Genomic DNA, 13,919 nt, shown 5'->3' with positions numbered 1-13,919 from the left:
CCTAAATATCCAGGAACCTCACATCACGGGCATTCTGCTGAATGAACTCACGGCGAGACTCAACGTCCTCACCCATCAGAACAGAAAACACCTGATCCACAGCCGCAGCATCATCCATCGTGACCTGCTTCAACGTACGGAACTCCGGATTCATGGTCGTATCCCACAACTCCGAATAATCCATCTCGCCCAAACCCTTATAACGCTGGATCGCATTATCCTTAGGCAAACGCTGGCCAGCAGCCCGGCCCTTCTCCAACGCCTCATCACGCTCAGCGTCAGAGAACACATAATCGTGCGGGGCATTCGACCACTTGATGCGGTACAGCGGCGGCTGCGCCAAATACACATAGCCGTGTTCAATCAGCGGACGCATGAACCGGAACAGAACCGTCAACAACAGCGTGGTGATGTGCTGACCGTCAACATCCGCATCCGCCATCAGAACAATCTTGTGATACCGCAGCTTCTCAATATCGAACTCTTCACCGATGTTCGTACCGAACGCGGTAATCATCGACTGAACCTCACGGTTAGCCAGCGCCTTATCCAGACGCGCACGCTCAACGTTGAGGATCTTGCCGCGCAACGGCAAAATCGCCTGAGTCCGCGGATCACGGCCACGCTTAGCCGAACCACCCGCGGAGTCACCCTCAACAATGTAGATCTCGCACTCTGTTGGGTTCTTCGACGAGCAATCCGACAACTTACCCGGCATACCGAACGTCTCCAACGGAGACTTACGCCGAGCCTGATCACGAGCCTTCCGCGCAGCCATGCGAGCCTGCGCCGAAAGCATAGCCTTCCGGATCACATCCCGCGCCGGCATCGGGTTACGCTCCAGCCAGTCACCCAAGCCGTCGTGGATAACACCCTGCACAAAACCACGCGCAATCGAGTTACCCAGCTTCGTCTTGGTCTGACCCTCAAACTGCGGCTCACCCAGCTTGACCGAAACCACCGCGGTGAGACCCTCACGGATATCGTCACCCGTGAGATTCTCGTCCTTCTCCTTCAGAAGGTTGTTCTCACGCGCATAACGGTTGATCAACGAGGTCAACGCGGCACGGAAACCCTCCTCATGAGTACCACCCTCATGAGTGTTAATCGTGTTCGCATACGTGTGCACCGACTCCGAATACGCCGAAGTCCACTGCATCGCGATCTCAACCGAAATCTTCCGGTCAGTATCCTCGGCCTCAAAAGCGATCACATCCTCATGGATCAGCTCAGCCTTCTTCGACGCGTTCAGGAACTTGACGTAATCAAGCAAGCCCTCGTCATACTTATAATCCACCGTGCGATGCTGCGGCTTCTTCTCAGCCTCGCCTGCGTCCGCATCGGCCTCATCAACAACCTCATCACCGGCATCATCAAGACTGCGCTCATCAGTCAAAACGATGCGCAAACCCTTGTTCAAAAACGCCATCTGCTGCAAGCGCGCACGTAGGGTCTCAAAATCGAACTCAACCGATTCGAAAATCTCCGGATCCGGATAGAACGTCTGGATCGTGCCCGTCTCATCAGTCGCAGCACCACGCGTGAGCCCCTCACCCACAACGTGGCCGCCGTTCTCAAACGTCACATTCCACTCGTAACCCTGACGCTTAACACACGTGTCAATGCGGCGCGAAAGCGCGTTCACAACCGAAATACCAACACCGTGCAAACCACCCGAAACCGCATAACCGCCGCCGCCGAACTTACCGCCAGCATGCAAAATGGTCATCACGACCTCAACGGTCGGGCGGCCCTCCGTCGGGTGCATATCCACCGGGATACCGCGGCCGTTATCCTCAACACGGACGCCACCATCGTCCTGCAGGGTCACCCGGATCGTGTCCGCATACCCGGCCAACGCCTCATCGACCGAGTTATCAACCACCTCATACACGAGGTGATGCAAACCACGCGGGCCCGTCGAACCGATGTACATACCCGGGCGCTTCCGGACAGCCTCAAGCCCCTCAAGCACCGTAATCGCAGACGCACCGTATTCTTCAGTCACCTTATGGTTGCCGACATGGCCGGTGCCCTCATGTGTCTCACCATGAGTCTGATCCCCAGACCCCTCATGGTGCTCCGAAACGCCGTTCTCCGGCTGGATATCCTCCGCCACGGTACTCCCAGTTCTTCAATCATCTACAGCGGGCGCCTGCACCACACGCACAACAACAAGCACGCGGGCACACAAAAACGCCAATTTAGATCCATTCTAGCGCGGAATAAGTACGTTCGTCGCGTTAGCAGGCCCGTAAACGCCCCTTAGACACGATGCATCCCCATATATGTAGGGCATCCCCTCCGGCCCTCCCATCCCCTCAGAACCGATCGAGCGGGATGCGGAGTACGCGATACAAGGCTCAGAATGCGGGGCTCGGGAGGGCAGTGGTGGGAATGATGCGCCGGGTGCGAAACACACGATGCCTCGCGTGCCTCACCCGTATGTGTCCCGGGGGCCCCGCCCGCCCGGAGCAGACCGCGGCCCCTTACGCCACGAAGGCGCCGCTGGCCCCAAAGCCTTGATCCGCGTCACCACGCCATGACCCACCGCAGCATCCAAACGCTTCAACAAATCATGCTGCATCAGCTGCAGATTCGTAGCCCACGCAGTAGAAGAACACCGAACCACCACAACCGAATCCTCAAAAGACTCAGCAACCGCGTGCGCGGCAACCTGCGGCCCCACAATCTCAGGCCACCGAGCCAAAACAGAACCCACCGCAACCGGTTCAGCCCAGCCCCGCGAACGCATCATCCGCTCCAGTAGCTCACCCAAACCCACCGGATCACGCCCGCCAGCATCAGGATCATCCCACTTCTGCTTACGGCTCTTACGGGCCCGTGCCTTCTGCTTAGCGCGCTGAACCATCGCCGCATCACGGCGCACATCACCTTGGGACAAAGCAAGCTTCCGCGCGCGAGCCAAAACCACCGCCGGGGCATCATCCACCAAAGCATCAAGCCCCTCAAGTTCAGCTTCGAACGCCTCAGCCTCATTCGGCTGCGCATCACAACCCTGCGTTTCAAAATCACCACCCTGCGTTTCAAAACTGTCCTCTTCAGGGCGCGGCTCAGGCGTTTGTGGCGTCATCGATCATCACCTCCCCAGGCGAAACACGCACCACCGTGGCATCCAACCCTTGAGGAATCTCGCTACCCACCGCGGCAGTGACCACAACCTGCTCGGCATCCGCCAACGCCGCCACCAGACGCTGCCGCCGGAACTCATCCAACTCAGCGAACACATCGTCCAGAATCAATACAGGACGCGCCGCATCGGAAGGGTCATCCTCCATCAGAACCCGAAACGCCGCCAACCGCAACGCCAACGCTAACGACCACGTCTCCCCGTGAGAGGCAAAACCCTTAGCCGGCGCGGACCCGAGCCCCAGCATCACATCATCACGATGCGGACCAACCGTTGTCGTGGCACGCTCAATATCACGGGCGCGGGAAGCCTCCAACGCTTGGCTCACCACATCAGTGATGTGCACTATATCAGGGGTCAACAACGTCTGCTCCGCGACCGGACCATCAACGGAACCCAGCGTTTCCGCCTCATCAACCACTGTCGCGAAATAACGCAACGTAGCCGCCTTGGCCCCATTCGTCAGCTCCGAATAAGCCTGGGCAACATGCGGAGCCAACAATTTCGCCACATGAATCCGGTTCCGCACAAGCGGTGCCGCAGCTTGCGCGAAATGCATATCCCACACATCAAGAGTGGCCTCGTGCGCTTCAGTGAAACCGCCCGATGCGCGAGCCGACTTCAAAAGTGCGTTGCGTTGACGCAATACCCGGTCAAATTCGTTGCGCACCGCGGCCTGATCCGGCCGAAGCTGCACCACAAGATCATCAAGGAAACGGCGCCGAACCTCCGGCTCGCCCTTGACCAGCTCCAGATCTTCAGGGACAAACAGGATCGAACGGAGAATGCCTAAAGCCTCACGAGCTCGCGAAAAATCAGCGCGATTGACCCGTGCCCGGTTCCGCCGCCGCGGATTAATCTCAACTTCAACACGCGTCAGGCGGTCCCCGCGGTTAACCTGGCCCGCGATCAACGCGCGCTCCGCACCGAAACGCACTAGCGGTGCATCCTGGCTCACACGGTGAGAATCCTGTGTAGCCAAATAGCCGATTGCCTCAACAATGTTGGTTTTACCCACACCATTGGGCCCCACCAAAACAGTAGTGCCAGGGCTCAAAGGCAACTCGAGATGCTGATACGTACGGAAATCGTGCAGCGAAAGATGCGTCAGATACACCCAAACATCACGCGTTAGGCAGACGCACCGGCATCACCAAATAGCGGAAAGACATATCCGGCTGGCCGGTTTCCTGATCAAGCGCGGTCAACATCGCAGGCTTCGGCGCGGTAGTGAACGCAAACTGAACATTCTCAGTGTCAAAAGCAGACAAACCCTCGGACAAGAACGGAGGGTTGAACGCGACCGTGATCTCATCGCCGTTGAGCTGGCTTTCGATGGCTTCTTCAGCTTGGGCTTCTTCACCCGTTCCCGCATCGAGCGCGACCTGGGCATCAGTGAATTGCAAACGCACAGGGGTGTTTCGCTCAGCCACAATCGAAACACGGCGAACGGCCTCAATCAGCTCAGGAGTAGAAACCGATGCGTGAATAAGCGATTCCTCCGGGAACAGAGAGCGAATCTTAGGGTAATCACCATCAACCAAAAGCGTAGTGGTGCGGCGCGAACCCGAAACGAAACCGACAATATCGCCGTTTTCCTCCATGCAGATGCTGAGCTCACCAGCAGAACCTAACGTCTTAGCGACATCCGAGAGGGTCTTAGCCTTCACGAGAGCCGAAGTTGAAACGCTCGAACCAGCTGGCTTCCAATTCAACTCACGCATCGCAAGACGATAGCGGTCAGTCGCCAATAGCGTCATCGTGTCATCTTCAAACTCAACCTTGATGCCAGTGAGGATCGGCAAGGTTTCATCACGAGCAGCAGCAACCGAAACCTGAGCAACAGCCCGAGAGAATTCTGTGCCATCAACAGTGCCAAGAACATCGGGCATCTTAGGCAGGCTCGGGTATTCATCAACCGGCATGGTGGCCAAGTGGAAACGGGAACGGCCACACGAAACCGTGAGCTTAGCGTTCTCAAGTTCAAGAGTCACTGGAGCCGCAGGCAAAGTACGGGCGATGTCGGCGAGCATCTTGCCAGAGACAAGCACCGAACCTTCCGTTTCGATGTTGGCATCCACGTCAAGGTGTGCCGAAGTCGTGTAGTCAAAAGCCTCAAACGTCAGAGTGTTATCCGCGGCTGTGATCAAAATACCGGAAAGTACAGGGGTCGCTGGACGAGGAGCGAGTGCTCGAGCAGTCCACGTCACGGCTTCAGTGAGCACATCACGGTCCACGCTGATCTTCACAGATTCACCTTCCGATGCGAAATACGAGGCTTTCGGTGCGCATGAGATTCAAGCACAAGAGTAAGACCTTATTCACTCTTGTGCTCAAAAGTCACACAGGGCACGTGTTTAGCCTACCTGGTTCAAATAACTTGTTCACTGAGATTTAGAAATCAGCCTGTAGGGGCGTGTAGTTCGAGCCGGGGCCGGCCGAATCACAAAATGTAATTTGGATAGATGTTTAAAGGTGGGAGGAGTAGCAACCGTTGTGGAGTTTGTGCAAAACCCGTCAGATCCGCATGATTCAGCTATCCACTGAGTGTGGATAAAGTGTGGAGAACTCTAACGCATTATTCCCATCACTGTGAAGCATATAAGAGTGAGCTAGGACCATGCGAAGCGAAAGGCATGTTACCCACAGTTATCCACAGCTCTTTGCACATTTCTTGCGGATAACTACAAAATATTCGGATTTAACCGCGTAGTTACAGGGTTAATCCCGCTGCTGCTGCCGCATCGTATTGGTCAGTTCCGTGACCTGGTTATAGATCTCGCGCCTCTCAGCCATCAGCTCACGGATCTTGCGCTCAGCATGGATCACAGTTGTGTGGTCGCGTCCGCCCATCAACTCACCGATCTTCGGAAGCGACATCTCTGTCAGCTCACGCAACAGATACATCGCGATCTGCCGTGAGGTAACCAGAGCCCGGGTACGCGACTTGGAATTGAGCTCAGCCACTGTGAACCCGAAGTACTCGGCAGTTGTGTGAATGATCGTTTCAGGCGTCAGCGTTTGCGCGCCCTCATCCGTGACAAGGTCCTTCAGCACATGTTCGGCCACTTCTAAAGTGGCGGGCTGTTGGTTCAACGAGGCATATGCCGTCACGCGAATTAATGCGCCCTCAAGCTCACGGATGTTCGTTGAGATTCGCGAGGCGATCGCTTCCAAAACCTCGGGAGGCACCGAAAGATCTTCAGCCTCAGCCTTCTTACGCAGAATCGCGATACGCGTCTCCAGCTCAGGCGGCTGAATATCAGTGGTCAAACCCCACTCGAAGCGCGAACGCATGCGGTCTTCAAAGCCTGAGAGTTGCTTGGGCGGCAAATCCGAGGTGATCACAACCTGCTTGTTGTGGTTGTGCAACGCGTTGAACGTATGGAAGAACTCTTCCTGAGTTGCGTCCTTGTTCGCAAGGAACTGGATGTCGTCAATCAGCAGGATGTCTACGTTGCGGTACATCGCCTTGAAGCTGGTGCCCTCGTCATCACGAATCGAGTTGATGAAGTCGTTCGTGAACTCTTCCGAGTTGACGTAGCGCACCCGGATTCCGCGATACAGATCGCGTGCATAGTGCCCGATGGCGTGCAACAAGTGGGTTTTACCGAGCCCCGAACCCCCGTATATGAAAAGTGGGTTATATGCCTTAGCGGGCGCCTCCGCTACAGCCACGGCCGCGGCGTGGGCGAAACGGTTCGATGAACCGATCACGAACGAATCGAAAACGTATTTAGGGTTCAGCCGCCCAAATTCCGCCGATGTCGATGGGGGCTGCGGCACGGCACGGCCAACCGGAAGCATGGCTGAGCCAGATGCCGCGCCCTGGCTCGCATCGAGCCTTTCAGCCGCGAGTTGGAAACGCTGCACATCCGCTTCTGCACGCAAGAATTCACCGTTATCGTGCGGCTGTCTCGATGTGTCCTCGTGCTCAAGAGGGTAAGGGGCAATTGTCTGATAGCGGTTGCTATCAAATTCCTGGTGGTTGAAGTTCTCGCGCGGCCGCTCAGCTGCGGCATACTCGCCGCGGTCATCATATTCACCGCGATCGAACCGACGGCGCGGATCGACATTCGAAGAAACGGGGTGTGGATCCAGGATTTGCAGCTCGTTGGCGGGGGAGACCTCGTTGCCGCGGTAGCGGTCGGGGCTTTCCGCAACTGAGGTATCCGCATCGTCAGCACGGGTTTCGATGGTTGCATCGATTGAGAAAGCGCACAGCATGTCCTGACCAAAAACGGTGCGCAGAGCATCATCGAGCGGTTCACTCAGCACGCTTTGCAGAGTGTCGCGAGTCAATTCGTTAGGGACAGCTACCAGGAACGTGGTTCCAACACGCCCCTGTGGTTGCGCTAATTCGAGGTAGCCGCGCTGACGGGGTGTAACGCGCGGGTCTGCACGCAACTCTTGGACCACTTTCCGCCACTGATCGGCGGTTGCGTCCTGAGTGCTCATCCCAGTTTCCCTTCTGTTAGCGCATAGATGACGTGAACGGTGCGATCAGGCGGGGAGTCAAGAAAGGACTCGGCGCCGACACAGCGAACACACAGCTGAGACTACGGTACAGCCTGTGCAAAAGATAGACCCCAACGGCACTACCGTACCCGTACCCACCACAGGTTGACGAACTTATGCACAGGAAAATGGGGATAACTTGGACTGTAAACGCAAGTAATCCCCAGAGTTCTCCCCAGGCTGTGGATAACTTTCGTGAACAGGGTGTGAAAAGAATGCCTAATTAAGGTGATTTGAGCTGTTTCGTGCATGCAGCTGCGCACATCAGCGTGATTCACCTAACCCGGGTTTGACCCGCAACAATCAAACTGGCTACACTGGATCAGTTCCGTGCGTTGCGGCGTGCCCAAAAGGTGCACCCGCGAACCTGACAATGAACTGGCCAAACGGATACAACATCGTCCCGGTTAGTCGTCGTTAGAGCACGGTTGTAAACGTGATACAATGCATCCATCCCGTTACATTCCTCAGGCACAACCCCTCAGGCACAGCGGGCGATGCCCTAACTGACGTCTCGGAGTGTTCAACGTGACCAAGCGGACTTTCCAGCCGAATAACCGCCGCCGCAGCAAGAAGCACGGCTTCCGCCTGCGCATGCGCACCCGCGCCGGCCGCGCAATCCTCTCGACCCGCCGCAACAAGGGTCGCAAGAGCCTCTCTGCCTAACCCGCTCGAGCCCGCGTCCGGAACCACACGGTAACCGGAGCAGCTCAAGCGAACCCAACAACGGGTGTTTTCGTGCTCCCACAACAACATCGAGTACGCAAAGGCAACGAACTGCGAAACGTAATGCGTTCCGGTACCCGTAAAGGGTGCCGGAACGTCGTTGTCTTCGCTACACCTACCAAGAACCCGGTTCCACGCTTTGGATTCATCGTCTCCAAAAAAGTAGGAAACGCGGCAGTACGAAACCTAGTCAAGCGTCGACTACGCGCCAGCGCATGGGAGATCATTAAAGAAGGCATCCCAAACCACGACGTGGTGGTTCGTGGCCTACCGGCCGCAGCTCACGCAGACTACAACACCCTCAACACCGACCTCCGCAACGGACTACGCAGAATCGGGGTGGACATCAGTGGCACGCAACAAAAATAGACGCACACCACACACCCACCTCAACCCTGCCCGCGCAACGGAATCAAACTCAACCCGACAGCACAAAGCAGCTGAACAGCGCGACTCAGCCGAACAGCGCGACTTAGCTGAACAACACAGTTCAGCGGAACTACACAGCCGCAATGATGAGCGCAGCCTCGCCGAGCAGCTGGGTCCCGCACCCATCGTCCCTGACAACCAGGCACCCGCAGTACCGTGGTGGCGCCACATCGTGGACATCCCACGCAACCTCATCATCGGCTTCATCAAGTTTTGGCGGCTTGCCATCTCCCCGCTCTACGGAGATGTGTGCCCCTACTATCCAACCTGCTCCGCCTACGGGCTAGAAGCAGTAACAAGCCACGGCGCCATCAAAGGCTCGTGGCTCACCGTATCGAGAATCGCTCGATGCCACCCATGGACCAAAGGGGGAATCGACCCGGTGCCACCCGGCAAACGGATTTGGCCAGAGTCGAAGGCACCGAAGATCATGGTGTTAAACCATCCCCTGAATTCATCTCAGCCGCACACCGCGGCTAAGGAGCAAAGCGGCGCTTTATGAATTTCTTTAACTGGCTTCTGACCCCATTCCGCTGGGTCATGTCCTTCCTCATGGACATGTTCCACAGCTTCTTCACCCTGATTGGGATGGACCGGGACTCCGGCTGGACCTGGACTCTCGCGATCGTGCTGGTCACGGTCACAGTCCGCGCCGCTTTGATCCCTGTGTTCGCACGCCAAATTCGCGCCCAGCGCGCAATGCAGGTTGTGCAGCCAGAGCTACGCAAGCTCCAGCAGAAATACAAAGGCAAACGCGATCAGCTGTCACAGCAGGCGATGCTTGCCGAACAGCGTGCACTGTTCAAGAAGCACAACACCTCGATGTTCGCGTCCTGCATGCCGTTGCTGATTCAAATGCCGTTCTTCTTCGCGCTCTTCCAGGTGCTGAACGGCTCGACCCACGCGGCTAACGCCAACGAAAACATCGCGGCACTCTCCGCAGAGAAAGTCCGCTCCTTCCACGACGCCACGATCTTCGGCGCCCGCCTCTCCGACACCTTCGTTGGCACGCTCGGTAGCGGCTCACCTAAGGCATCCGTGATCATCGTCGCGATCATCCTGATCATCGCGATGGTCGCCCTCATGTTCATCACGCAGCGCCAGCTGATGACCAAGAACATGACCCCCGAATCCCAGCAGGGCCAGTTCGCACGCCAACAGCGCATGATGATGTACTTCCTGCCAGTGGTCTTCGGTATCGGTGGTATTAACTTCCCACTGGGTCTGCTGGTTTACTGGACTGCAACCAACATGTGGGTTCTGGCCCAGCAGATGTGGGTTATCAAGCACAACCCAACGCCTGGTTCGCTTGCCGAAAAGGAACTCAACATCCGCCGCGCCGCACGCGGTCTTCCGCCCATCGGGCAGAAGGATGCACCTGCAAAAGAAGAGAACACTAAAACAAATCAGACGCACGTACGTGGCCAGCGTATCCAGCCGCAGCGTAAGAACCGGAGGAAGCGTAAGTGATGAATAACGAACAGTTGCAGGACCTCGAAGTCACCTCCGAAAACGACGCCGAGCGTGCCTCGGATGATGCCCAGCCTGAGCGTGAAACCGGTAAATCCCTCACGATGCAGCGCCTCGAAGAAGAAGGCGACGCCGCAGCTGACTACCTCGAAGAACTCCTCGACATCGCTGACTTGGATGGCGACATCGACATCGAGGTTCGTGGCGGACGCGTCTACGTTTCAGTAGAAACCGAAGATGACGATGCGGACCTTCAAGAACTCGTGGGCCGCGACGGCCGGGTCTTGGACGCCCTGCAGGAACTAACCCGGCTGGCAGTTCTGGCGCACACCGGCCAGCGTTCACGTTTCGTTCTAGACATTGCCGGCTACCGCAAGGAACGCGCCGAAGAACTCAAGGACATCGCGAAGAAAGCTATCGACGCCGTCAACAAGACAGGTGAGTCGGAAGCTCTGGAACCGATGACCCCGTATGAACGCAAGATCGTTCACGACGTCATTGCTGAAGCTGGGCTTGTTTCCGAATCTGAAGGTGAAGGCACCCGCCGCCACGTCGTCGTGCACCCTGCTGAGGACGCGAGCTAATGACTCCACAGACCAACGGTGAGCAGCATCGTCCACAGGATGATGAGCAGCGCCGTCCCGGTACTGGCCCGGAAGGCCCGCGGATTGATTCCTCGGAGATCGCGGTAGCTCCTGAAGATGCACCGCGACCGAATGAGCAGGAGCTTCCCGCGGTTGAACACTATTTTGGTGACCGCGCGGGGCTCGCTCAGCGATACGTGGGGCATCTGGCTTCAACCGGTATTGAGCGTGGCCTGCTTGGTCCACGCGAGATCCCTATTCTGTGGTCGCGGCATGTTCTCAACTGTGCGGCTTTGGCCGATGTGATGCCTGAAGGCGCACTGGTTGCTGACGTCGGTTCCGGAGCTGGTTTGCCGGGCATCGTTTTGGCTCTAGCGCGCCCTGACCTGACTCTTGTCTTGATTGAACCGCTGCAGCGCCGTTGCCAGTGGCTTGATGAAGTGATCGAGGACTTAGGCCTGAGCGAGCGAGTCGATGTGGTTCAGGCTCGCGCCGAACAGATGGCCGAAACCTTAGATGTCGATGTGGTGACGGCCCGCGCAGTGACTGCGATGCGTCAGCTGGTTCCTTTGACTCTTCCTCTGATGCGTGGGGGAGGGGAGCTGATCGCGTTGAAGGGCCGTTCGGCTGCGGCTGAGGTTGAAAAGGCTGCGAAGGTGATCCGGAAATATAAGGGCCGCGATGTCCGGATTGAAACTGTGGGTGAGGAATGGCTCGCCGAGCCGTCAACCGTAGTGCGGATCGTGGTTGATCCTCGATAAGGTTGAACTCTGAAGGTTATGGATGAGAGGCGCAGGAATGCTCGATAATAATCAGGCCGGCGACAATATTTCTGGTGATTCGAATTCTGCCGCTGAGGTCTCTTTTCCTGCAGGCGATATGAAGCGTCCCGAAGCGACCCGCGTTATTACGGTGAGCAACCAGAAGGGCGGGGTAGGGAAAACCACCACAACCGTGAACCTGGCTGCCGCGCTTGCTTTAGAGGGCATGCAGGTTCTGGTGATCGATAACGATCCCCAGGGTAACGCCTCTACCGCGTTGAATGTTCCTCACTCTTCTGAAGTTCCCTCGACCTACGATGTCCTGATTGAGGGGACACCCTTGTCTGACGTTGTTCAGAATTGCCCTGACGTGGACAACTTGGTTGTTGCTCCTGCGACGATCGATCTTGCTGGCGCCGAAATTGAGTTGGTCTCCCTTGAGGACCGTAACGTGCGGTTGGCTACAGCTATCCGGGACTACGCCGAGTACCGTGAGGCCAACGGCCTCCCTCGTCTTGATTTCGTTTTCATTGACTGCCCGCCGTCGTTGGGTCTGTTGACGGTTAACGCTTTCGTTGCAGCGCGTGAGGTTCTGATCCCGATCCAGAGTGAGTACTATGCACTCGAGGGTTTGAGCCAGCTGTTGAGCAATATCGAGTTGATCCGTGAGCATCTGAACCCTGAGCTTGCGGTGAGCGCTATCTTGTTGACCATGTACGATGGCCGCACCAACTTGTCCTCGCAGGTTGCCGAAGAGGTTCGGGGGCATTTCCCTGATCAGGCCCTAGATTCCGTGATTCCACGTTCGGTGCGTATTTCAGAGGCGCCAAGTTTCCAGCAGACTGTGCTGACGTATGACCCGACGTCCACTGGCGCCTTGGCATATATCAACGTTGCGCGGGAACTTCTGAACAAATAAAGCATTTTTACTTGAGTGCACTGTTGATCCGCTGTCAACAGTGGATTCCTTGATCGAGTCCTTTTACCTGACCTGCCCTAAGGGTATCCAAGGCGCAATTTCCGTATTTCGGCTCACTTCTCGGCCATTCGAGTCTTTCGGAGCGTTTCACGTGAAACGCGGACCTACGGATACAACGCGTCTACGAGTACTACGGACTCATGAATGCAACGTGCTTCTGAATGCGGCGGGCGCATCAATACGATGGGCGCAGATCGGAACCTTTCGAACCGGCAGGGGAGCGGACGGAATCCATAGTGGTTTGCTGCAGCGTGGAGTCAGTTCTATTAGCTTTCACGCGTTCAGAAGCTGAGCCGGAGGTAGAGCTGTAGATAGTTAGACTTTCGGATACATGCTGCAGGGATTCTCCGGGCGTCACTGGAGACATTGACTCGTCGAGGTAGATGCCGCCTAGCTGGTGAATGGCTCTGGTCTAACTAGCTGACTGCGTATGTGCACTAGTTCTCTGGTCTAAACGATGCCAGTGGGGTAGGAGGGTCGCCTGCCACCTGCACGATCCATGCACGTAGCTGTTGAGCCAGGTGAGTAGGCTCCGGTGTGCGTGAGTGCTTCTGAACAATAGGCAGACAATCTTCCCGGTTGTTCGGCTTTCTGTCCTTGAAGCCCGGCGTTCTTCAGTAACGGCAGGAGCGTAGTTCTTGTTTCCGCAGGAACGTGGCAACTAGGTGATGTTATGAGAACCCGGTGATGCTGAATGCCAGTGCCCGTTTCACGTGAAACGCAGGGAGTAGAGTGGTTAGCAGGTAAGCGACAAGGCGAATTGTTGCAGCGTTGCAACGCTAACTGAAATAGGGTCTTGTGCGTTTGAAGGCGTCTCAGTTCTCGCGCACATGACCTCAGAGAGCTATGCGGGGACGCCTGCAACGAAGGGGATCCCTGCCTACTTACCATATGCAGTTAGGACGGGCGCAAGGTGAGAGTAGACGCAGCTTCTTGGCTACTTCCTGCCAGAATCTTTGGTTCACGCCATTGTGAGCCTCTAGTCACCTCAACCTGTTCACGTATCTCTCACGTCATCCTTCAAACCATGTTTCACGACATCCTTCACCCATCTGTTACGACATCGTTCCCACCGCGAGAGAGGGTGGGACTAGTCCGCCGACGTAGCCCATGCCGAGACAGAGGTTGCATAAAAACGCGCCTATCCCGGTGTCAAGGAGGAACGACAACACCGGCGTACATCAGCCGCAGCGGCAGCAAAGTCGTCCTGGAGAACCGGGATCCGCAAGACTGCAAGTACGTTGCCGGGCCGCCTTTGTTAACCGCGCTAAGCGGAACGATGTCCCGGCACATTACATTTG

General features: G+C 56.6%; 12 protein-coding genes. 7 read left to right on the top strand and 5 right to left on the bottom strand.

The features are described from left to right. Position 1 precedes the first annotated feature (1 nt). From gyrB to dnaA, 5 genes are all read right to left on the bottom strand, one after another. On the bottom strand, positions 2-2,008 hold the full coding sequence (gene gyrB / locus HMPREF3175_RS06370) for a DNA topoisomerase (ATP-hydrolyzing) subunit B (protein WP_141742488.1): 2,007 nt from the start codon (positions 2,006-2,008) through the stop codon (positions 2-4). Positions 2,009-2,437: 429 nt separating this feature from the next. Further along, positions 2,438-3,094 (bottom strand): DciA family protein, encoded by a 657-nt coding sequence (locus tag HMPREF3175_RS06365; protein ID WP_083289463.1) that lies wholly within the window; start codon positions 3,092-3,094, stop codon positions 2,438-2,440. Further along, positions 3,075-4,268, bottom strand: a complete 1,194-nt coding sequence (gene recF / locus HMPREF3175_RS06360; protein ID WP_070491318.1) for a DNA replication/repair protein RecF — start codon at positions 4,266-4,268, stop codon at positions 3,075-3,077. The genes HMPREF3175_RS06365 and recF overlap by 20 nt, the downstream gene beginning before the upstream one ends. A gap of 7 nt (positions 4,269-4,275) precedes the next feature. Continuing rightward, positions 4,276-5,400 carry a DNA polymerase III subunit beta gene (dnaN, locus tag HMPREF3175_RS06355; protein WP_035755732.1) on the bottom strand — a complete coding sequence of 375 codons (1,125 nt, stop codon included), beginning with the start codon at positions 5,398-5,400 and terminating at the stop codon, positions 4,276-4,278. 472 nt (positions 5,401-5,872) lie between these two features. Next, complete coding sequence (gene dnaA, locus HMPREF3175_RS06350; protein WP_070491316.1) at positions 5,873-7,609, bottom strand: chromosomal replication initiator protein DnaA; 1,737 nt, start codon at positions 7,607-7,609, stop codon at positions 5,873-5,875. Positions 7,610-8,197: 588 nt separating this feature from the next. Here dnaA and rpmH point away from each other — a divergent pair. The 7 genes from rpmH to HMPREF3175_RS06320 all read left to right on the top strand — a co-directional run bounded on the left by rpmH (position 8,198) and on the right by HMPREF3175_RS06320 (position 12,558). After that, positions 8,198-8,335: a 50S ribosomal protein L34 gene (gene rpmH / locus HMPREF3175_RS06345; protein ID WP_035755734.1), complete on the top strand. Its 138-nt coding sequence runs from the start codon at positions 8,198-8,200 to the stop codon at positions 8,333-8,335. 72 nt (positions 8,336-8,407) lie between these two features. After that, entirely contained in the window at positions 8,408-8,764 is a 357-nt protein-coding gene (rnpA, locus tag HMPREF3175_RS09980; RefSeq protein WP_083289462.1) for a ribonuclease P protein component, read from the top strand. Beyond that, on the top strand, positions 8,745-9,326 hold the full coding sequence (yidD, locus tag HMPREF3175_RS06340) for a membrane protein insertion efficiency factor YidD (RefSeq protein WP_256276302.1): 582 nt from the start codon (positions 8,745-8,747) through the stop codon (positions 9,324-9,326). The genes rnpA and yidD overlap by 20 nt, the downstream gene beginning before the upstream one ends. After that, positions 9,323-10,294 (top strand): membrane protein insertase YidC, encoded by a 972-nt coding sequence (gene yidC, locus HMPREF3175_RS06335; protein ID WP_035755736.1) that lies wholly within the window; start codon positions 9,323-9,325, stop codon positions 10,292-10,294. The genes yidD and yidC overlap by 4 nt, the downstream gene beginning before the upstream one ends. Further along, positions 10,294-10,878, top strand: coding sequence for a Jag family protein (locus tag HMPREF3175_RS06330; RefSeq protein ID WP_070491315.1), 585 nt, complete (start codon positions 10,294-10,296; stop codon positions 10,876-10,878). Before yidC ends, HMPREF3175_RS06330 begins: the two co-directional genes overlap by 1 nt. Beyond that, positions 10,878-11,639, top strand: coding sequence for a 16S rRNA (guanine(527)-N(7))-methyltransferase RsmG (rsmG, locus tag HMPREF3175_RS06325; protein ID WP_083289461.1), 762 nt, complete (start codon positions 10,878-10,880; stop codon positions 11,637-11,639). Before HMPREF3175_RS06330 ends, rsmG begins: the two co-directional genes overlap by 1 nt. 118 nt (positions 11,640-11,757) lie before the next feature. Beyond that, the gene (locus tag HMPREF3175_RS06320; protein ID WP_070491389.1) at positions 11,758-12,558 is read left to right on the top strand and encodes a ParA family protein; all 801 of its coding nucleotides are present in this window, start codon (positions 11,758-11,760) and stop codon (positions 12,556-12,558) included. Positions 12,559-13,919 lie beyond the last annotated feature (1,361 nt).

Source organism: Arthrobacter sp. HMSC08H08, assembly GCF_001807575.1.
Classification (GTDB): domain Bacteria; phylum Actinomycetota; class Actinomycetes; order Actinomycetales; family Micrococcaceae; genus Pseudoglutamicibacter; species Pseudoglutamicibacter albus.
The sequence above is the reverse complement of the archived record's forward strand: the minus strand, read 5'-3'. Positions and strand labels throughout refer to the sequence as shown.